At 61.9% G+C, this 19,532-nt stretch carries 25 protein-coding genes; 21 read left to right on the top strand and 4 right to left on the bottom strand.

All coding sequences use genetic code 11. The features are described from left to right. The first annotated feature begins 54 nt into the window (after positions 1-54). From ftsY to cysS, 12 genes are all read left to right on the top strand, one after another. Entirely contained in the window at positions 55-921 is an 867-nt protein-coding gene (gene ftsY, locus ABUA09_RS12845; RefSeq protein WP_033117520.1) for a signal recognition particle-docking protein FtsY, read from the top strand. A gap of 22 nt (positions 922-943) precedes the next feature. Continuing rightward, complete coding sequence (locus ABUA09_RS12840) at positions 944-1,150, top strand: hypothetical protein (RefSeq protein WP_058118039.1); 207 nt, start codon at positions 944-946, stop codon at positions 1,148-1,150. A 41-nt stretch (positions 1,151-1,191) separates the two neighbouring features. Next, entirely contained in the window at positions 1,192-1,908 is a 717-nt protein-coding gene (gene rph / locus ABUA09_RS12835; protein ID WP_058118038.1) for a ribonuclease PH, read from the top strand. A 3-nt stretch (positions 1,909-1,911) separates the two neighbouring features. After that, positions 1,912-2,511, top strand: a complete 600-nt coding sequence (locus tag ABUA09_RS12830; protein WP_058118037.1) for an XTP/dITP diphosphatase — start codon at positions 1,912-1,914, stop codon at positions 2,509-2,511. Then, the gene (yhbY, locus tag ABUA09_RS12825; protein WP_033117555.1) at positions 2,495-2,800 is read left to right on the top strand and encodes a ribosome assembly RNA-binding protein YhbY; all 306 of its coding nucleotides are present in this window, start codon (positions 2,495-2,497) and stop codon (positions 2,798-2,800) included. The genes ABUA09_RS12830 and yhbY overlap by 17 nt, the downstream gene beginning before the upstream one ends. A 32-nt stretch (positions 2,801-2,832) precedes the next feature. Next, a complete protein-coding gene (gene yqeK / locus ABUA09_RS12820; RefSeq protein WP_058118036.1) occupies positions 2,833-4,047 on the top strand; it encodes a bis(5'-nucleosyl)-tetraphosphatase (symmetrical) YqeK in 1,215 nt (404 codons plus the stop codon). After that, positions 4,044-5,534 (top strand): LCP family protein, encoded by a 1,491-nt coding sequence (locus ABUA09_RS12815; RefSeq protein ID WP_052082635.1) that lies wholly within the window; start codon positions 4,044-4,046, stop codon positions 5,532-5,534. Before yqeK ends, ABUA09_RS12815 begins: the two co-directional genes overlap by 4 nt. 25 nt (positions 5,535-5,559) lie before the next feature. After that, a complete protein-coding gene (gene rsfS / locus ABUA09_RS12810) occupies positions 5,560-5,919 on the top strand; it encodes a ribosome silencing factor (RefSeq protein WP_058118035.1) in 360 nt (119 codons plus the stop codon). Positions 5,920-6,040: 121 nt separating this feature from the next. After that, positions 6,041-6,520, top strand: coding sequence for an RNA polymerase sigma factor (locus ABUA09_RS12805; RefSeq protein ID WP_058118034.1), 480 nt, complete (start codon positions 6,041-6,043; stop codon positions 6,518-6,520). Continuing rightward, on the top strand, positions 6,513-7,541 hold the full coding sequence (locus ABUA09_RS12800; protein WP_195614885.1) for a hypothetical protein: 1,029 nt from the start codon (positions 6,513-6,515) through the stop codon (positions 7,539-7,541). Before ABUA09_RS12805 ends, ABUA09_RS12800 begins: the two co-directional genes overlap by 8 nt. 339 nt (positions 7,542-7,880) lie before the next feature. After that, a complete protein-coding gene (gene epsC, locus ABUA09_RS12795; protein ID WP_033117530.1) occupies positions 7,881-8,534 on the top strand; it encodes a serine O-acetyltransferase EpsC in 654 nt (217 codons plus the stop codon). Positions 8,535-8,546: 12 nt separating this feature from the next. Beyond that, positions 8,547-9,956 (top strand): cysteine--tRNA ligase, encoded by a 1,410-nt coding sequence (gene cysS / locus ABUA09_RS12790; protein ID WP_349949410.1) that lies wholly within the window; start codon positions 8,547-8,549, stop codon positions 9,954-9,956. Between the two features lie 53 nt (positions 9,957-10,009). Here the strand turns inward: cysS and ABUA09_RS12785 are convergent, their stop codons facing one another. Genes ABUA09_RS12785 through ABUA09_RS12775 form a run of 3 tightly spaced genes read right to left on the bottom strand, consistent with a single transcriptional unit; the run spans position 10,010 to position 10,460 of the window. Further along, the gene (locus ABUA09_RS12785; protein WP_264464865.1) at positions 10,010-10,141 is read right to left on the bottom strand and encodes a hypothetical protein; all 132 of its coding nucleotides are present in this window, start codon (positions 10,139-10,141) and stop codon (positions 10,010-10,012) included. Next, on the bottom strand, positions 10,141-10,317 hold the full coding sequence (locus ABUA09_RS12780; RefSeq protein ID WP_165366567.1) for a hypothetical protein: 177 nt from the start codon (positions 10,315-10,317) through the stop codon (positions 10,141-10,143). Before ABUA09_RS12780 ends, ABUA09_RS12785 begins: the two co-directional genes overlap by 1 nt. Before the next feature lie 8 nt (positions 10,318-10,325). Further along, positions 10,326-10,460: a hypothetical protein gene (locus tag ABUA09_RS12775; protein WP_257534837.1), complete on the bottom strand. Its 135-nt coding sequence runs from the start codon at positions 10,458-10,460 to the stop codon at positions 10,326-10,328. 357 nt (positions 10,461-10,817) lie between these two features. On the opposite strand from ABUA09_RS12775, the gene ABUA09_RS12770 reads away from it, so the two are divergent. The 6 genes from ABUA09_RS12770 (at position 10,818) to ABUA09_RS12745 (ending at position 17,033) form a co-directional block, all read left to right on the top strand. Next, positions 10,818-11,066 carry a PF20097 family protein gene (locus ABUA09_RS12770; RefSeq protein WP_306792529.1) on the top strand — a complete coding sequence of 83 codons (249 nt, stop codon included), beginning with the start codon at positions 10,818-10,820 and terminating at the stop codon, positions 11,064-11,066. 197 nt (positions 11,067-11,263) lie between these two features. Continuing rightward, positions 11,264-12,625 (top strand): MATE family efflux transporter, encoded by a 1,362-nt coding sequence (locus tag ABUA09_RS12765; RefSeq protein WP_349949409.1) that lies wholly within the window; start codon positions 11,264-11,266, stop codon positions 12,623-12,625. A gap of 119 nt (positions 12,626-12,744) precedes the next feature. Beyond that, positions 12,745-15,393 (top strand): DNA polymerase I, encoded by a 2,649-nt coding sequence (gene polA / locus ABUA09_RS12760; protein ID WP_033117535.1) that lies wholly within the window; start codon positions 12,745-12,747, stop codon positions 15,391-15,393. A 24-nt stretch (positions 15,394-15,417) separates the two neighbouring features. Beyond that, positions 15,418-16,008 carry a GNAT family N-acetyltransferase gene (locus ABUA09_RS12755; protein ID WP_033117536.1) on the top strand — a complete coding sequence of 197 codons (591 nt, stop codon included), beginning with the start codon at positions 15,418-15,420 and terminating at the stop codon, positions 16,006-16,008. 1 nt (position 16,009) lies between these two features. Beyond that, complete coding sequence (rimI, locus tag ABUA09_RS12750; protein WP_116722408.1) at positions 16,010-16,468, top strand: ribosomal protein S18-alanine N-acetyltransferase; 459 nt, start codon at positions 16,010-16,012, stop codon at positions 16,466-16,468. After that, positions 16,455-17,033, top strand: coding sequence for a GNAT family N-acetyltransferase (locus tag ABUA09_RS12745; RefSeq protein WP_227151982.1), 579 nt, complete (start codon positions 16,455-16,457; stop codon positions 17,031-17,033). Before rimI ends, ABUA09_RS12745 begins: the two co-directional genes overlap by 14 nt. On the opposite strand, the gene ABUA09_RS12740 is transcribed toward ABUA09_RS12745, so the two are convergent. Continuing rightward, positions 16,997-17,236, bottom strand: a complete 240-nt coding sequence (locus ABUA09_RS12740) for a hypothetical protein (RefSeq protein ID WP_195973945.1) — start codon at positions 17,234-17,236, stop codon at positions 16,997-16,999. The genes ABUA09_RS12745 and ABUA09_RS12740 overlap by 37 nt on opposite strands. Positions 17,237-17,321: 85 nt before the next feature. On the opposite strand from ABUA09_RS12740, the gene ABUA09_RS12735 reads away from it, so the two are divergent. From ABUA09_RS12735 to ABUA09_RS12725, 3 genes are all read left to right on the top strand, one after another. Further along, positions 17,322-17,582: a helix-turn-helix domain-containing protein gene (locus ABUA09_RS12735; protein ID WP_052082637.1), complete on the top strand. Its 261-nt coding sequence runs from the start codon at positions 17,322-17,324 to the stop codon at positions 17,580-17,582. Then, on the top strand, positions 17,563-18,573 hold the full coding sequence (gene tsaD, locus ABUA09_RS12730; RefSeq protein ID WP_058118026.1) for a tRNA (adenosine(37)-N6)-threonylcarbamoyltransferase complex transferase subunit TsaD: 1,011 nt from the start codon (positions 17,563-17,565) through the stop codon (positions 18,571-18,573). Before ABUA09_RS12735 ends, tsaD begins: the two co-directional genes overlap by 20 nt. Positions 18,574-18,646: 73 nt before the next feature. Next, on the top strand, positions 18,647-19,498 hold the full coding sequence (locus ABUA09_RS12725; protein ID WP_075704193.1) for a patatin-like phospholipase family protein: 852 nt from the start codon (positions 18,647-18,649) through the stop codon (positions 19,496-19,498). The last annotated feature ends 34 nt before the right edge of the window (positions 19,499-19,532 follow it).

Genomic DNA, 19,532 nt, shown 5'->3' with positions numbered 1-19,532 from the left:
ATATCCGGTACTACCCCCATTGCGGGGAAAAATTAAACTAAAGGAAGGCAGAAAATGGGATTTTTTGATAAGATCAAAAAGCTGAACATTTTTTCCGGCTTTTCCGCCATTGACGATGATTTTTATGACGAGCTGGAGGAGACCCTCATTCTGTCCGATATGGGGATGGATACCACGCTCAAGGCGGTGGAGGAGCTCAAAAGCCGGGTCAAGGGCGAGAAGATCAAGGATGAGGAGGGCGTCCGCGCCTGTCTGCGCCGGGTCCTTCAGGAGATGCTCGCCGTGGGCGACCAGGGCCTGAAGCTGGACACCAAACCCTCCGTGGTCCTCTTCATCGGTGTCAACGGAGTAGGAAAGACCACCACCATCGGCAAGCTGGGGGCCAGTCTGAAGGGGGAGGGGAAGAAGGTCCTCCTCTGCGCGGGGGACACCTTCCGGGCCGCTGCCGCGGAGCAGCTCACCGTCTGGGCACAGCGCTCCGGTGCGGAGATCGTCAAGCAGCATGAGGGAGCCGACCCAGCCGCCGTGGTCTTCGACGCGGTGAGCGCGGCCAAGGCGAGAAACACCGACGTGATCCTGGTAGATACCGCAGGACGGCTCCACAACAAGCAAAACCTGATGAATGAGCTCAACAAGATTTCCCGGGTGATCGACCGCGAGCTTCCCGGCTGTGCCCGTGAAACGCTGCTGGTGCTGGATGCCACCACCGGTCAGAACGGCCTTATCCAGGCCAAACAGTTCCGTGAGGCTGCGGGGGTCACCGGCATTGTACTCACCAAGCTGGACGGCACCGCCAAAGGCGGGATCACGGTGGCGATTGCCAACGAGCTGCAGATCCCGGTGAAATATATCGGCCTGGGAGAGGGTGTGGAGGACCTGCGTCCCTTTGACGCCGAGGCCTTCACCGAGGCGCTGGTATGAGAAAAGCGCCGGAGGTGTCTGTATGAACGGGACGGGACGCATGTTTGCCGCGGGCGTGATCGTGGCGGTTACCGGCACCGTCTATCTGACGGGAGCGAAGTGGATCTCCGGCCGAAGCGGGCGGGGCGGCGGACCCAAGCGCCGCCTGACGGTGGGCGACCTCCGGCGGCGGGGCGCCGTGCTCCTGGCGGTTGGAGCACTGATCATCGCGGCGGCTTTTTTGCTGTGATCTGAACTTGAGAACAAAAAATTATATTGGGAGGAAACCACATGCCTCGTATCGACGGCAGAGCCTATGATGCGCTCCGCCCCATTGAGATCATTCCAAACGTCAATCGGTTTGCAGAGGGCTCCTGCCTCATCCGCTGCGGCAGCACCCATGTGCTGTGCACGGCTTCCGTGGAGGAGCGCACGCCGCCCCACGTCCCCGAGGGGGAGGGCTGGGTCACGGCGGAGTACTCCATGCTGCCCAGGGCCAACCGGGAGCGCTCCAAGCGGGACATCGCCAAGCTGAAGCTCTCCCCGCGCTCGGCAGAGATCCAGCGCCTGGTGGGCCGCGCCCTTCGGGCGGCGGTGGATATGCGGAAGCTGGGAGCGCGGACCATTACGGTGGACTGCGACGTGCTCCAGGGAGACGGCGGCACACGCACCGCCTCGGTGACCGGCGGCTTTGTGGCCCTCTCCTATGCCCTCCACAAGCTGGTGTCCGAAGGCGTTCTGCCGGAGATGCCGCTGAAGACCTGCGTAGCGGCCGTCTCCGCCGGTATCGTGGACGACCAGCCCATGCTGGACCTTTGCTATGAGGAGGATTCCTCCGCCCAAGTGGACCTCAACTGCGTGATGACGGGAGAGGGCGAGCTGGTGGAGCTCCAGGGTACCGGCGAGGGCCGGGCATTCACCATAGAAGAGCAGCGTGTGCTGGTGGACCTGTGCGCCAAGGGCATCCGGGAAGTGCAGGCCATCCAGCGGCAGGCGCTGGGAGGGTAAAGGATGAAAGTGGTACTAGCCAGTAAAAACCAGCATAAGCTGGTGGAAATGCGGGACATCCTGGCCGCCCAGGGCGTGGAGGTGGTCCTGGAGTCCGAGGTGGGCGCGGACGTGGAAGTGGAGGAGACGGGAACCACCTTTGAGGAAAACTCCCTGCTGAAGGCCAGGGCCGTCATGGAGTGCACCGGGCTCCCGTCCATTGCCGACGACTCGGGGCTTGTGGTGGACGCGCTGAACGGAGCGCCCGGCGTCTATTCCGCCCGCTACGGCGGTGAAGGACTGGACGATGTGGGACGTTACCGCCTTCTGCTGGAGAACATGAGGGGACAGCTGGACCGGACATGCAGGTTTGTCTCGGTCATTACACTGTGTATGCCCAACGGCGACGTGATCACCGCCCGCGGAGAGTGCCGGGGCACACTTGCCTACGCGCCGCAGGGGGAAAACGGCTTCGGGTACGACCCCGTTTTCTTTGTCCCGGAAAAAAAGAAGACCTTCGCCCAGCTCACCGGAGAGGAAAAGAACGCCATCTCCCATCGGGGGAATGCCCTGAAAGAATTTCAAATCAAATTGGAGCGTTATTTAAATGGATCTAACAAGTAAGCAGCGGGCCCAGCTTCGGGGGCTGGCCAATTCCATCGATACCATTGTCCACATCGGCAAGGACGGCCTGGGGGAGAATCTGGTCAAGCAGGCGGACGACGCACTGGAGGCCCGGGAGCTCATCAAATGCCGGGTGCTGGAGAACGCTATGCTCTCCCCCCGGGAGGCCGCCGACGCGCTGAGCAGGGCCACCCGTAGCGAGGTGGTCCAGGTCATTGGAACAAAATTCGTGCTGTATCGTCAAAGCCATAACAAGGACAAGAAGGACAGGATCGCCCTGGTGAAATAAACTCACAATGATCTGTCTGTGGAGGAATCTCTATGAAAATCGGCGTATACGGCGGCACCTTTGATCCGCCGCACCTGGGACACATGGAGGCTGCACGGGCCGCGGCGGAAGCGCTGGGGCTGGACAAGTTGCTGCTGATACCCGCGGCCGTGCCGCCCCACAAGGCTTTGCCGCCTGACGCGGTGGCGCCCCAGGCCAGACTCGCCATGGCAGCCATGGTGGCCGATGGGGTGAACCTGGAGCTGAAAAGCCCCGGGCTTGCCGAGGCCAGCGCCGCCGAGATGGACAGGACGGGGAAGAGCTATACGGCGGATACCTTGGCCCAGCTCCGGGAACGCTATCCCGAGGACGAGCTGTGGCTTTTGCTGGGCACCGACATGTTCCTCTCTCTCCAGACCTGGCGGGAGCCGGAAAAGATCATATCCCTGGCCGGGATCGCTGCCTTTGACCGGACGGAGGCAGACAGCGGCGGGATGGAAGGGCAGGCCCGGCGGCTTCGGGAGCGGTATGGGGCCCGTGTGGCCCTGGTCCGGCTGCCCCGGGTGATGGAGATCTCCTCCACACAGGTGCGGGAGCTGTTGGTCCGCAACCGGGTGGAGGCCAGGGCGCTTCTGTGGTGCCAGGTCTACGGCTATATCCTGCGGGAGGGGCTCTATGGCGTGAGCGCCGATTTGAAGCGCCTCTCTGACGACGATCTGCGCTGTGCGTCGCTCTCCATGGTGAAGGCCAAGCGCATCCCCCACATCCGGGGTTGTGAGGAGGAGGCGGTCCGGCTGGCGGAGCGGTGGGGAGCGGATGCCCGCCTGGCCCGGCGGGCGGGCATCCTCCACGACTGCACTAAGTATCTGGAGCTGGACGAGCAGCTGGCGCTGTGTGACCGGTATGGGATCGCACTGGACGAGCTGGAGCGGGTGGCGGTCAAGCTTCTCCACGCCAAGACCGGCGCGGCCATCGCACGGCACGTTTTTGGAGAGCCGGAGGCGGTCTGCATGGCCATCTACTGGCACACCACCGGAAAAGCGGATATGGACCTGCTGTCTAAGGTGCTGTATCTGGCCGACTACATTGAGCCCTCCCGGGCCGACTTCCCGGGCCTTTCAAAGCTTCGGAAGCTGGCCTATGAGGATCTGGACGCCGCCCTTCTGCTGGGCTGCGAGCTGACCATCGGGGATATGGAAGAACGGGGGATGCCCGTCCATACCAATACCCTCCAGGCACGTGACTATCTGAAAGGACGAAACCGATGAACCCAGAGAAAGAGCATAAAAAAGGCGGCAGCCGCCTCCAGAAAAGCACCGAGAAACCGGAGAAGCAGAAAAAGCCGCGTGTGCCGCTGACGTCCCGACAGAAAGCCCTGCGGGTGGTCTATATCGTTGTCACAGTCATTGCGGCGATCATTGTGACGGCGTTTGCGGCATCCCGCCTCCTGTTTGTCAAGCCGAACGTCCCCACCACGCAGAACCGCCCCAAGCCGCCGGTCGCCAGCGGGGAGCCGATCTCCTCCGACGCGCCGGAGATCAACGACAGCGGGCGGAAAGAAGATTTCTTCACCTTTCTCATCATTGGGCGGGACACGGGCGGCGGCGGGAACACCGACACGGTGATGCTGGTGGCCTACGATGTGCCCAATCAGAAGCTGAGCGTCATGAACATTCCCCGTGACACCATGGTCAACGTCTCCTGGGACATCAAGCGCATCAACTCCGTCTATAACGTATACGGGGGAGGAGACGAGGGCATCCAGGCGCTCTTCGACGAGGTGAGCCAGCTGGTGGGCTTTATCCCCGACTTTTCCGTAGTGGTGGAGTGGGAGGCCGTGGGCGAGATGGCGGAGGCCATTGGCGGCGTGGACTTTGAGGTCCCCGTCAACATGAATTACGACGATCCGACCCAGGACCTGCATATCCATATCTCCAAGGGGATGCAGCATCTGGATGGGGAGGGCGTGATGAAGGTCCTCCGGTTCCGGGACGGCAACAACAACACCGGATACGTAAACGGAGACATCGGCCGTATCGAGACCCAGCAGAAGCTGCTCAAAGCCATTGTGGAGAAGCTGCTGACAAAGGTAACAGAGCCCTCCACCATCCTGAATTTGGCGGGTGTGTTCACAGAGAACGTGACCACAGATCTCACCGTACAGAATATCTTCTGGTTTGGGCAGCAGGCCGTACTGGGGAAGCCGCCCCTGAGCATTGACAATGTGAACTTTGTCACCATGCCCTGCACCAACAAGAGCGTGTGGAGCCGCAGTTTTGCGGGAAAGAGCTACCAGTTCCAGTCCTATGTGGTGCCCAACACCGAAGAGCTGGTATCCGTGGTGAACGAGTATTTCAACCCCTATCTGGAAGATCTGGACGATAAAGATCTGGATATTATGTATGTCAACAGCGACGGGACCATCGGCTCCAGCACCGGCGTACTGGAGGATACCAGGCATAACTCGGCCTGGGCCGCTTATAAGAGCACACCCAAGGAGACGCCCACGCCGGAGGTGAGCGAGACCCCTGAGCTCCCTGAGAGCACGGAAACACCGGCTCCCGGCGTCACACCGGACCCGGGCGCCACCTCCGCTCCACCCGGCGGAGGCGGCGGAGAGACCACGGCGCCCACGGCGACACCGTCCGCCGGGCTGGAGGGGCCCACCGACGACGAGCCGGCGGCGCCTGAGCCCACGCCTACGCCTGATTCCGGGGCGGAGAGCGGGCCCCCTGAGGGGATCCCCATCATTTGAAATTTCAGATAAGGAGCGAACGCCTATGACGCCCAAAGAAATGGCATTGGTCCTCGCGGAAACGCTGGACAGCAAAAAGGGACAGGACATCAAGGTCCTGGAGACCGGAGCCCTCACCACCCTGGCGGACTATTTCGTCATCTGTACCGCCACCTCCACCACGCAGGTGAAGGCACTGGCGGATGAGTGCGAAAAGGTCATGAAGGAGCGGGGCGAGGCGCCCCACCACATAGAGGGCCACCGGGGCGGCACTTGGGTGCTGCTGGACTTCTCCAGCGTTGTGGTCCACCTGTTTATGGACGAGGCCCGGCAGTTCTACGATCTGGAGCGGCTGTGGAAGGATGCCGTGGATGTGGACCTGAGCGATATCCTCAAGCCCAACTGAGGCGAAAAAAGAGCGGATCGGCGCGGCGGTGCTTACCGGGCGGCGATCCGCTCTTTTTTTGTCACCTTTTGGCCGGCTGATCCGTGTCATAATTAGAGAAGGGCAAGAGGGGGGATGGAAGATGGACAGGGAAGAGGCGGAACGGCTGGCACGTCGGTTTGCCCCGTCGGTGTACCGGCTGGCCTATGCCAGAACAGGGCACAGAGCGGACGCCGAGGACGTGATGCAGGAGGTGTTCCTCCGGCTGATGCGCGCCGCCCCGGATTTTCGGGATGATGAGCACGCCAAGGCCTGGCTTCTGCGGGTGGCGGCCAACTGCGCGGGGGATCTGTTCCGCTCTGCCTGGCGAAGGAAGGCGCGTCCGCTGGAGGAGGCTCAGGGCCTGACACAGCCTGGGCAGGAGATGAGCAGTGTACTGGAGGCGGTGATGACCCTGCCGTCCAACTATCGGATTCCACTCCACCTGTTTTATTATGAGGGCTACTCCGTGGCGGAGATCGCCAGGCTGTTGGGGAAAAGTGAGGATGTGATCCGCACCCGGCTCCACCGGGGCAGGGGAATGCTGCGGAGAGGGCTGGAAGGAGACGAGGAGCATGTTTGAAGAGGAATACAGAAAGGAGATGGAAGCTGTGGGACCGGATCGGGAACAGATGGAGCGGCTGCTGGCGGCCATGGAGCAAAAGGGACGCCGGCCCAGGCCGCTTCGGAGGACCATACTGCTGGTGGCGGCGGCCTGCGCCGCAATGGTGATGACGGTGGTGGCCTCGGCTCCGACGCTGCGGGATACCCTGGAGGAATTCCTGGGGGGCTTTGCGCCCTATGCGCAGCCTGTGGAGGCGGCGGCCTGCACCGCGAACGGGATTGAGATCAAAGTGATTTCCGCCATGGCAGACAGGGCCATGGTCAAGGTCTATGCGCAGGCCCGGGACGTAACAGGGCAGAACAGGCTGAGAGCCGACATGGATGTGTGGGGGGGTGTCGAACGGCCGGAAGAGGACGGAAAGGGGGAGCAGGAGGGGAATTCCCGCACAATAGGCGGCAAGTGCGTCGGATTCGACCCGGAGAGCGGTACGGCACTGTTGGAGTTTGGAACGTGGGGGACCTACTTCGGTACTGCGGCGGACGGCGGGCTGGAGGGGATGGAGCTGCTGGTTCTGGGCATATATCCGGACGGATTAGGCCGGGGGAAGATAGGGGAGGACCACTGGCGGATTCCTCTGGACATCGAGATCCTCTCCAGTCGGGAGGTCGCGCTCTCAGACATGATCGGCACGGTCCGGCTGCGTACGCTTTACCTGTCCCCGCTGGGACCCTCCATTCTCTTTGAGCAGGAGGCGGAGTCTCTGCTCCAGTACAGTCCCCTGGCAGTCTATTTGTCTGATGGAACGGTCCTGTTCCCACGGTGGGAGGGCGGCGGCGGCTTCGGACTGAAAGACGATCACTGGACGATAGATCCCCGCGGATTGGATTGCTGGACCTTTGAGGAACCGGTGGACCCGGAGGACGTGACCGGCATCTCCCTGGCCTACTGGTACCTCCCCCTGTGCGGCGATGCCGCGGGGGAGGGGCGCTGGCTCTCCGAGCTGCCCCGCCAGACGGAGCCGGGCAGCCAGACCCCGTAATGTCTCCGCAAATGGACGGGCGGCGCGGAAGACTTGACACGATTACGCCAAGGTGATAATATACTGAGGACATAGGAAAAAACGGCGCGAGGAACGGAAAGAGTAGCGCGGGGGGAGTCATACCGGGCAGAGAGGGAACGCCACCGGCTGAAAGCGGTCCCACGGGAGCCCTGCGTGAAGTGCATCCGGGAGCGCGGGGACGTAACGTCCCACGGGTGGCCCCGTTATCGGCTCCTTGAGTGAGAAACGAGAGTGGAACCGCGTTTTGTCTGTGACGACGCCTCTCATGCCTTTGGGCATGAGAGGCGTTTTTGCTTGTCCAAGAATAGGAGGGACCCTATGTTCAAACGACTTTCCGAGACTCTGGCGGCCTATCAGGCCCGGGACCCGGCGGCCCGATCCAAGCTGGAGATATTTTTGCTGTATCCGGGCGTACACGCCATCCTCTTTCACCGGGTATCCCACTGGCTGTACCGGCACAGGCTGTTCTTTCTGGCCCGGCTTAATTCTCAGATCGCCCGACACATCACCGGCATTGAGATCCATCCCGGCGCCCGGATCGGCCGCCGCTTCGTCATCGACCACGGTATGGGCATCGTCATCGGAGAGACCACAGAGATCGGAGACGACGTGCTCCTTTACCACGGCGTTACCTTGGGCGGCACTGGAAAGGACCAGGGGAAGCGGCACCCCACCATTGGAAACGGCGTCATGATCGCCTGCGGGGCCAAGGTCCTGGGGCCTTTTAAGGTGGGAGACGGGGCACGGATCGCCTCCAACGCCGTGGTGCTCAGCGAGATCCCGGCAGAGGCCACGGCCGTGGGCGTCCCGGCCCGGGTGGTGCGCATCGCGGGTGAAAAGATGAACTACGCCGCCGATGTGGACCAGATCCATATCACCGATCCGGTACAAAAAGAGCTTCAGGCCATCAGTTCCCGGCTGGAGTGGCTGGAAAAACTGATGGATGAGCAGGCAAAAAGTGAAAATTTGTAAGGAGCTATCAGTATGAAATTGTACAATTCCGCGTCTCATACCAAGGAGGAGTTTATCCCCCATGAGCCCGGCAAGGTATCCATGTATACCTGCGGCCCTACGGTCTATCATTTTGCCCATATTGGAAATCTCCGCAGCTATATTATGGAGGATATTCTGGAGAAGTTTCTCCGCTACGACGGCTATGAGGTCAAGCGCGTGATGAACATCACCGATGTGGGACACCTCTCCTCCGACGCCGACACCGGCGAGGACAAGATGCTCAAGGGGGCTCAGCGGGAGCACAAGTCCGTCATGGAAATCGCCCGGTTTTATACCGAAGCCTTTTTTGACGACTGCAAGAAGCTCAATATCAAATATCCCGATGTGGTGCAGCCCGCCACCGGTATGATCGAGAGCTATATCAAGGTCATTTCTGGGCTGTTGGAAAAGGGCTACGCCTATCAGGCGGGGGGCAATGTTTATTTTGACACCGCCAAGCTGGAGCACTATTATGTGTTTAACGACCACGACGAGGAGGACCTGGCGGTGGGCGTCCGGGAGGGCGTGGACGCGGACGACAATAAACGGAACAAGACGGATTTTGTGCTCTGGTTCACCAAATCCAAGTTCGAGGATCAGGCCCTCAAGTGGGACTCCCTCTGGGGCGTGGGGTACCCGGGCTGGCACATCGAATGTTCCTGTATCTCCATGCGGTATCTGGGCGAATACCTGGACATCCACTGTGGCGGTATCGACAACGCCTTCCCTCACCATACCAACGAGATCGCGCAAAGTGAGGCATATCTGGGGCATCCCTGGTGCAGATACTGGGTCCACGTCCACCACCTGGACACCGCCGGCGGAAAAATGTCCAAGTCCAAGGGCGAGTTCACCACCGTCACCACCCTGGAGGAGAGGGGATATGATCCCCTGGTCTACCGCCTTTTCTGCCTCCAGTCGCACTACCGTAAGAGTCTTACCTTCTCCTGGGAGAACCTGGACAACGCCAGAGCGGCCTATGACAAGCTGGTGGCCCGGGTAGCCGCGCTGACCGGAGAGGGTACCGTGGACGAGGCAGCGGTGGAGGCGCATCAAGCGGCTTTCAAGGAGGCACTGGGCAACGATCTGAACACCTCGCTGGCCGTCACCCGTCTCTATGACGTGCTGAAGGCGGACCTGAACGACGAGACCAAGCGCGCCCTGGTCGGAAGCTTTGACCAGGTCCTGGGCCTGGACCTGCTGGAGAAGGCCGCGGCGCTCCGGGAGAAAGAGAAGGTCCCCGTCGAGGGAGCCGAGGAGATCGAGGCGCTCATCGCCCGGCGGGCCGGGGCGAAAAAAGACAAAAATTGGGCGGAAGCGGACCGTATCCGCGACGTGCTCAAGGCCATGGGCGTGGAGATCAAGGACACCCCCGCCGGGGTGGAGTGGAAGCGGATCTGACCCACACGGCAAGGCCCCGCCGTCCGACTGCTGTTCGGACGACGGGGCCTTTCTCATGGTTCTGTGATGGGTTTGGCTTTTTCCTTGGTACGCTTGGGCCCGCCTTGGAGCTCGGGGACCGGCGGGAGATCGTTCCGGGGCTGCGTATGGGTCCGCTCCGGACGCTTCATCCCCTGCTTTGCCATCAGCCGTCCCCCCGCAATAGGTTGTCGGCATAGCCCTGGAGATCGTCAAAGGTATTCACGTTCTTGACGCGCATACTGATCTGGTCCCGCACATAATCGGGCAGGGACTCGAAGTAGGCCTCGGCCTTGTGGTCGTGCCGAAACAGGGCGTACATATCCGCATATTCGCGCTGCATGGTGCACCTCACACGTCGTTGCCCGGAATCGACTGTTTCTTGGCGTTCCGGTTCTGGTTTTGGTTCTCTCGGGTGATGGGCGTTTGCCCTTTGCTTTTTTTCATCCGAGCCTGCTTGCTGTCAGGCTGACTGTCCTTCGGCATTTCCAATCACCTCATCGCTAGTCTGTGCGGTGCAAGGCAAAATCAATCAGACAAATTGTGGTTTGGATTTACGAAGCCGAGCCGTTCCAGGAGGGACATGGCAGCGCGGACTGGGACAACAGCTCAGCTCCGGGTGACGGTGCAGGCCGTCCTTCAGGTCCTTGCGCGCGGGGTAGAGCGCCCGGGTCCTTTCAAGCAGGGAATTCATAGCAAATCCTCTGTCCAGCCGAATCTTTCAGAAATTCGTTCCTTTGCGCGCGGATCAGGCATACAGCGATTTGGCCGCGCGTTGAAAAATCACTGCCTTCATGGTACAATACTGCAAGCAGGAGCGCAGCAGGGATCTGCCGCGGTTGAATGGGAGGCGCCGATAAAATGAAGTGTCCATATTGCCAAAAAGAAATGAGATCCGGTTATATTCCAAACGGAGGCCAGCCGGTCCAGTGGATTCCTGACGGGGAAAGGCCCTCTATGCTTGCCTTTTCAACGGCCGAAAAGGGGATTCCCCTCCTAGGTGGGTTCAAGCCGCTGAAGGCGAACGGATATATGGCCCAGGCGCATTACTGTGCAGATTGCAAAATAGTGATCGCAGCGACCCAACCGTGACGGCTGCGTCATAGGCCGTTGGACAAACCAGTCTTTACGGGCAGCCTTCTTCTCGAGGCTGCCCTTCACTGGTTCCAGCACAAATGCACAGGTGGGGAAAAGGGACAGAAGGTCCGCCCTCCTTGCCCCGGGAGGAAATTTGTGCTACAATTTTATATTATTTTTCTGCAAGATACAACAGAAGGGGAAAGAGTGCCTTGTCGGAACGGAAGAACGACTTTTCAAAGGGAAGCATTCCAAGAAATATTCTGACGCTGGCGGCCCCTATGACGCTGGCGCAGCTCATCAATGTCCTCTACAGCGTGGTGGACCGGATGTACCTCGGACGGCTGCCCGGGCATCTGGCGCTCACCGGACTGGGACTTACCATGCCCATCGTCTCCATTCTGATGGGGTTTGCCAACCTCTGCGGCATGGGCGGCGCGCCGCTGTGCTCCATCTGCCGGGGGCAGGGAGACGATGAGGAGGCCGAGCATATTCTGGGCAATTCCTTCACGTTGCTGCTGATCCTGGGTGCGGCGGCCACCCTGGTCTTTCTCCTGCTCAAGCGCCCGGTGCTCTGTCTCTTCGGCGCCAGTGAGGCCACCTTTCCCTATGCCGACGCCTATCTCACCATCTACCTCTGCGGCACCCTTTTCGTTATGGTGAGCCTGGGCATGAACCCCTTTATCAATGCGCAGGGCTTTGCCAAGATCGGTATGATGACGGTGGGGCTGGGCGCAGTGGTGAATATCGTCCTGGACCCCGTGTTCATCTTTGTGCTGGATATGGGAGTCCAGGGGGCGGCGCTGGCCACTGTGATCGCACAGGGCTGCTCGGCGGTGTGGGTGCTCAAATTCCTCACCGGGAAGAGGGCTATCCTGCGGCTGAAATTTGACTGCATGGCCCTTTCCGCGCGCCGGGTCAGAAAGATCGTCTCGCTGGGGTTGGCCGGATTCTTTGTAAACCTCACCAACAGTCTGGTCCAGGTGGTCTGTAATACCACGCTCCAGGCCTATGGCGGCGACCTCTATGTGGGGGCCATGACCATCATCAACTCCATCCGCGAGGTGGTCTCCATGCCGGTCCAGGGGCTCTCCAACGGGTCCCAGCCCGTGCTGGGCTACAACTACGGCGCGGGGGAGTCCCGCAGAGTCCGGCAGGGGATTCGCTTCACCTCCATCGTGGTGGTCCTCTATTCGGCTGCGGCCTGGGCGATTATCATGCTGGCGCCGGAGGCGATGATCCGCCTGTTCACCAGCGAACAGCCCATTTTGGACGTGGGAATCCCGGCGCTGCGCATCTATTTCAGCCTCTTCATCATCATGTCGCTCCAAATCGCGGGTCAGTCCGTCTTTACCGCGCTGGGCCGCTCCAAAAACGCCATTTTTTTCTCTTTGCTGCGGAAAGCCATCATCAACGCCCCCCTTACGCTGCTGCTTCCCTATTTGGGCATGGGGACCGACGGCGTGTTCGTCGCCGAGGCCGTCTCCCAGCTCATCGGGGGTCTGGCCTGCTTCCTCACCATGTATGCGGTGGTCTACCGGCCGCTGGGCAGCCTGGAGCGGGCGGGGAGCTGAGAGGGAAAACGCCGCGTCCGGCGCAAACTCCCGGGCGGGGCCTGTTTTAGCTTGCCCATGTGGGGGAAAACTGATATACTGTAAGAACTTATTTTGATCCGCAGGCGGGAGGCTTCTCCATGAAACTTATGGTCATCGACGGAAATTCCATCCTCAATCGGGCTTTTTACGGCGTCCGGCCCCTCTCTACCCGGGACGGCACGCCCACCAACGCCGTCTATGGCTTTCTCACCATCCTCCAGAAGCTGGTGGGGGAGGAGGAGCCCGACGCCCTGTGCGTCTGTTTCGATCTGAAGGCGCCCACCTTCCGCCATTTGGCCTATGAGGGCTATAAGGCCCAGCGTAAGCCCATGCCGGAGGACCTGGTGGTCCAGGTGCCCCTCCTCAAGGAGGTGCTGGACGCCATGAATATTCCCCGCTATGAGTTGGAGGGCTGGGAGGCTGACGATCTCATCGGCACCATCTCAAAGCTGGATACCGCCGCCGGCTGGGAGACCGTGATCGTCACCGGGGACAAGGACTCGCTCCAACTGATCACCCAGACGGCCAGGGTCAAGCTGGTGACCACCCGCATGGGGCAGACCGCCACCCGGGATATGACGCCCGAGACCTTTCGGGCGGAGTACGGCTTTGACCCCATCCACATCATCGATCTCAAGGCCCTCATGGGGGATGCCTCCGACAATATACCCGGCGTGAAGGGCGTCGGGGAAAAGACCGCCATGGACCTCATCCAGAGATACCAGAGCGTGGAGGCCATTTACGCCGATTTGGAAGCGGTGGAGGCCAAGCCCGCCGTCCTCAAAAAGCTGGGCGAAGGCCGGGAGCAGGCCCGGATGTCCTACGAGCTGGCCACGATCCGGTGCGACGCCCCTGTGCGCTTCACCCCGGAGGAGGCGCTGCGCAGGCCGGTCAACGAGCCGGTGCTCTATGAGCTGTTTCTGCGCCTGGAATTCGCCAAGCTCATCGATAAGCTGGGACTCAAAGGGAGCCAGGGGCTGGCGCACGCCGAAAAGGCGGAGGCGCCTCAGGTCCAGGCGGAGCTGATCACCGACCCGGCGGCCCTCGCCGGACTTTTGGAGGAGTGGAAAGGGGCCGAGCGGGTCTTTCTCCAGGCGCTGCCCTCCCTGGACGGCGTATGCGTGCTCCAGGGGGAGCGTATGTCCGCTGTGTTTGCCGAGCGGGTGGGGGCGGGACCCTACCGGGATTTTCTCAAGACCTTTTTCAGCGGCGCGGTGCGTAAGGTCTCCCATGACGGGAAGGATCTGATGCATCAGCTCCTGGGGGAGGGGCTCACCGCGGAGGGCTTTGTCTTCGACACGGCCCTGGCGGCCTACCTCCTGGCCCCCACCGACGGGAGCTATGCCATGGATAAGCTAGCCATATCCTATTTCAACACCGAGCTGCCGTCCCGGAAGGATTGGGCGGAGCCGGAGGCGTGGGGACCTCTGGCCGACCCGGCGCCCGCCCTCGCGGCGCTGTCGGCCTGGACGGGGATGGTGGCCGCCCTGTATGAGGCGCTCTCCCCCAAGCTGGAGGAGCTGGGCATGCACGAGCTCTACTATCAGGTGGACCTCCCCCTGTGCCCGGTGCTGGCCCGCATGGAGCGGGCGGGGATGCTGGTGGACCGCAGGGCTCTGGCGGCCTTTGGCGAGATGCTGGACGGGCGCATCGAGGCCGATGTGAGGATCATCTACGAGCTGGCGGGAGAGGAATTCAACATCAACTCCACCCAGCAGTTGGGGCGCGTCCTGTTCGAGCAGCTTGGCCTGCCGCCGGTGAAAAAGACCAAGACCGGCTATTCCACCAATGTGGAGGTGCTGGAAAAGCTGCGGGGAAAACACCCCATCATCGACGTCATCATGGACTACCGCCAGCTTGCCAAGCTCAAGAGCACCTATGTGGACGGGCTGACCAAGGTCATCGCCGACGATGGGCGCATCCACACCTCCTTCCAGAACACCGTCACCGCCACCGGGCGCCTCTCCTCCACGGAGCCCAACCTCCAGAACATCCCCGTCCGCACGGAGCTGGGGGCGGAGCTCCGGAAGATGTTTGTGGCGCCGGCGGGGTACAAGCTGGTGGACGCGGACTACTCCCAGATTGAGCTGCGGCTGCTGGCCCATATCTCCGGCGACAAAGCCATGCAGGAGGCGTTCCTCACCGGCGAGGATATCCACACGGCCACCGCCGCCCAGGTGCTGGGCATCCCGCCGGAGCAGGTGACCCACGCCCAGCGTTCCGCCGCCAAGGCGGTGAATTTCGGCATCGTGTACGGCATTTCGGCCTTCTCCCTTTCCGAGGACATCCACGTGAGCGTGGCGGAGGCCAGGGATTATATCGAGCGCTATCTGGGCCATTACGCCGGCGTCCGGGATTACAGGAAGCGGGTGGTGGAACAGGCCAGGCAGGACGGCTACGTCTCCACCCTGATGGGCCGCCGCCGTTGGCTGCCCGAACTCAAGTCCTCCAATTTCAATCTGCGCGCCTTCGGCGAGCGGGTGGCCCTCAATATGCCCATCCAGGGCACCGCCGCCGACCTCATCAAGCTGGCCATGATCCGGGTGGACGACCGCCTGCGCCGGGAGGGGCTGGCGGCCCGGCTGATCCTTCAGGTCCACGATGAGCTCATCGTGGAGTGTCCCGACGCCGAGGTGGAGCGGGTCAAGGCGCTGCTGACCGAGGAGATGGAGGGCGTGGCCGCGCTCTCCGTGCCCATGAAGGCCGACTCCGCCGCCGGACAGAGCTGGGCGGAGGCCAAGGAGTGAGACAGGCAGAGGGGAGGACCATCCATGGAGCTGCGGCCGATCTCTGATTTGGCAGGCTGGTATGCGCGGGAGCTCTCTGAGGCGTTCCCGGAGAACGAGCGCAAACCCCTCGCCGATATGGTGTCTGAGATGGAACGGGGCTGCTATGAGCCGCTAGGCCTCTATGAGGGGCAGGCGCTGCTGGGCTATGCCACGCTCTGGAGCCGGGAGGCGTTCCCCGGCTATGTGCTGCTGGACTACCTCGGCGTTACCGCCGGACGGCGGAACGGCGGGCTGGGCGCGGCCATCCTCCGGCTGCTGGGGGAGCGGTATGCGGGCCGGGCCCTGATCATCACTGAGGCGGAGGCCCCGGTCCCCGGCGGCCCCGAGGCGGAAAACGCCCTGCGGCTGCGGCGCATCGGTTTTTACGAGCGGTGCGGCTTTGCGCCGGTGTATGACATAGGGTCCTGCGGCGTTCGGTTCCGGGCCCTGGTCCTGGGTCGGATGCCCGCCGGCATGGAGGAGTTGATGGCGGCCCACCGGGCCATTTACGGCCCCGGGCGCCCCGATGCGAAGATCCCGCTGGGGCCCGGCGAGACACCGGAACCCCCATATTGGATGAAGGGACGAAACTGACTTGAAGAGAAAACTGGTGCCCATGGACCGCTCCCATCTGCCGCAGGTGCTCGCCATTGAGCGGGCCTGCTTTTCCAAGCCCTGGTCGGAGCAGACCTTTGCGGACGAACTCTACAACGACGCCGTCTCCCTGGTAGTGGCTGAGGGGGAGGACGGCGCCGTGCTGGGCTACGGCGAGGTGAGCGTGGTGCTGGACGAGGGCTGCCTGGAAAAGATCGCCGTGGCGGAGGACAGCCGCCGTCAAGGGGTGGCGGAGGAGATCCTGGGCGCTTTTCTCCGCTTTGGGGAGGCCCATCTGGCGTTTCTCACCCTGGAGGTGCGGGCGTCCAACGCCCCAGCCATCGCCCTCTACGAGAAGATGGGCTTTGAGACGGTGGGCCGGAGAAAGAATTATTACGCGGATCTCCATGAGGACGCGATTTTAATGACGGTGGAGTTTGATCGGATTGGAACAGTATGAATGTAAGCGACTGGATCTGGACGCCCTGCACCTTGTCTACCGGGAACACCTGACGCCGGATTTTCCCCCCGCCGAACGCAAACCCCTCTCCGCCATGGAAAAGCTTCTGTCCGCCGGGCGATACGAGCCCTGGGGACTCTACCGGGGAGAGGAACTGATGGCGTATGCCCTGCTGTGGAGGGACCCGGAAGGCGGCTTCGTGCTGCTGGACTATCTGGGCGTCTGCCGGGACAAGCCCAGGGGACAGGGCATCGGCACCGTGATGGTGGCCCATCTGATGGGGCAGTACCGCCACGTCAGCGGGATTCTGGTGGAGGCTGAGGCGGAGGGGGACGACGCCTCCCCGGAGGAGAATGGGCTCCGGGCCAGGCGGCTGGCCTTTTACCGCCGCCTGGGGTTCCGGGAGTTGGGCTATGTGGCGCGTATTTTCGGCGTGCGGTACGCCATGCTCCTGTACGGGGACCGGACCGGGGAGGAGGCCATGGAGGCCCACCAGCGGCTCTACCACTATGAGTTCAGCCCCTGGCTCTACGATCGGTTCATCCATATCCCCGAGAGGTCGTGAGAGAGCTCCAGGCCCATGCGCAGTCCGGCGGAAAAGGAGATTTCTCCCCAGGTGTACATGCGGGCATAGGCCGCATCCTCCAGGTCCAGCCAGCTCCCCCCGCGGGCGCGGCGCCACTCCGCCATGGCGGCCTGGTAATCGGGACTGGATATCTCCGACTTGATAACCACGATTTCATATAGCTCTGTTAGAATACTTGACATGTTTAAGTATCACCCCTATAAATATGACCTACTAAGACATATTATAATATGTCTTAGTAGGTCACGTCAAGAGGGAGAAGATAAAATGCTGTTTCGGATGCGTAAACTGCGGGAAAAGAAAAAAATGACCCAGAGTAATGTTGCGGATGCGATGGGTGTTACACTTCGCCAATATCAGAGGTATGAACACGGTGAGCAGGCGCTGAGCATTGAGGGTTGGATTTTCCTGGCGGACCTCTATGATGTGTCGCTGGACTACCTGGTGGGCCGCTCCGACGATCCCACCCGATACGGAGCCTCCGCTCCAGAGAAAGAAGGACCTGCCCTTGAACATTCTGGCCTTTGAATCCTCCTGTGACGAGACTGCGGCCGCCGTGGTGCGGGACGGGCGGACCGTCCTCTCCGACGCCATAGCCTCCCAGGCCGACATGCACGCCCTCTACGGAGGCGTGGTGCCTGAGATCGCCTCCCGCAAGCATGTGGAGGCCATCGCGGGTCTGGCGGACGCCGCGCTGGCCGAAGCGGGTCTCCGGAAAGCCGATGTGGACGCGGTGGCCGTCACCTATGGCCCCGGCCTCATTGGGGCGCTGCTGGTAGGGGTGAATTTCGCAAAGTCCGTGGCCTATGGGCTGGGGGTGCCTCTCATCCCCGTCCACCATGTTCGGGGACATATCTCCGCCAACTACATCGCCCACCCGGAGCTGGAGCCCCCTTTCGTGTGCCTGTGCGTCTCCGGCGGCACCACCCTCATTGTGGATGTGCGGGACTACACCGAGATGGCGGTCCTGGGCGCCACCAGGGATGACGCGGCGGGGGAGTGTTTTGACAAGGTGGCCCGGGTGCTGGGCATCGGCTACCCCGGAGGGGCCCCCATGGACCGCCTCTCCCGGACGGGAGACGCCGGAAGGTACGCCTTCCCCAGGGTGCAGGTCCACGACGCTCCGCTGGACATGTCCTTTTCCGGCCTGAAGACAGCCGCCATCAATCTCATCCACAACGCCCGGCAGAAGGAGGAGGCGCTGGATCTCCCGTCCCTAGCCGCCTCCTTTTCCGCAGCGGTCAGCGATATGCTGGTCCCCAGGGTCATGGAGGCCGCCCGCCGCTGCGGCCGCCGCAAGGTGGCGGTGGCGGGGGGCGTGGCGGCCAATTCCCACATCCGCGCGGACCTGGAGGCGGCCTGTGCCGCGGCCGGATGCCGCCTCTACCTGCCTCCGCTCTCCCTGTGCGGGGACAATGGCGCCATGATCGGCTGTCAGGCCTATTACGAATATCTGGCCGGGCATACGGCGGATATGGCGCTCAACGCCTATGCCAACCGGGACATCGCAAAGGGCTGAGGGGGACTCCCTTGGCCCTTTGCAATTTGAGGCGAAAAGAGGTATAATATCCCTTACCAAAGGAGTGGTATCCATGAAAACCGGCATCGTGCTGGAGGGCGGCGCCCTCCGCACCATCTTTTCCAGCGGTGCCTGCGACGGACTTTTGGAGGCGGGACTGCTGCCGGACTATGTGATCGGCGTATCCGCCGGGATCGCCTATGGGGTGAGCTACGTTTCCCGCCAGTTCGGACGCAATCTGGAGATCCTGACCAAGTACGCCAATGACAAGCGGTACATGGGCAAGCGGAACCTGCTGCGGCCCGCCAACCGCTGCTATTTCGGGCTGAAATTCACCTATGAGGACATCCCCAACCGGCTGGTGCCCTTTGACTATGATACGTTTGCCGCCTTTCCCGGAGAGGTGGAGGCGGTGGTCACCAATTTGAACACCGGCAAGGCGGAGTACCTGCCGGTACCCCGGCGGGACGAGCATTTTCTGCTGCTCCAGGCCACCTGCGCCATGCCGCTTCTGTTTCCCGTCTACCACCTGGACGGGATGCCCTGCCTGGACGGCGGAGCGGCGGACGCCATTCCCTATGAGCGGGCCTTTGAGATGGGCTGCGACCGGGTGGTGGTGGTTCTCACCCGGGAGCGGAGCTACCGCAGGGAGCCGGAGAAGCTCCAGCCCTTTATCGACGTGCGGTACAGGCGGTATCCTCACTTCTGCGAGACCATGCGCCGCCGGGCGGAGACCTATAATGCCTCCCGGGAGCACCTCTTCCAGTTGGAGCGGGAGGGGAAGGTCCTCCTGTTTGCGCCCCAAAATACCCAGGGCTTTTCCCGTATCGAGCGGGATGTGGACAAGATCCGGGCGCTCTGGCAGGACGGATACGAGCAGACAAAGGCCCGCGCCGGCGAGGTCCGGTCGTTCTGGGGGCAGTAGACGGAAAAGACGAAAAAACGGCACGGCCTTTCAA

The organism is Intestinimonas sp. RTP31139st1_F5_RTP31139_211217, assembly GCF_040226735.1.
Classification (GTDB): Bacteria; Bacillota; Clostridia; order Oscillospirales; family Oscillospiraceae; genus Intestinimonas; species Intestinimonas butyriciproducens.
The sequence above is the reverse complement of the archived record's forward strand: the minus strand, read 5'-3'. Positions and strand labels throughout refer to the sequence as shown.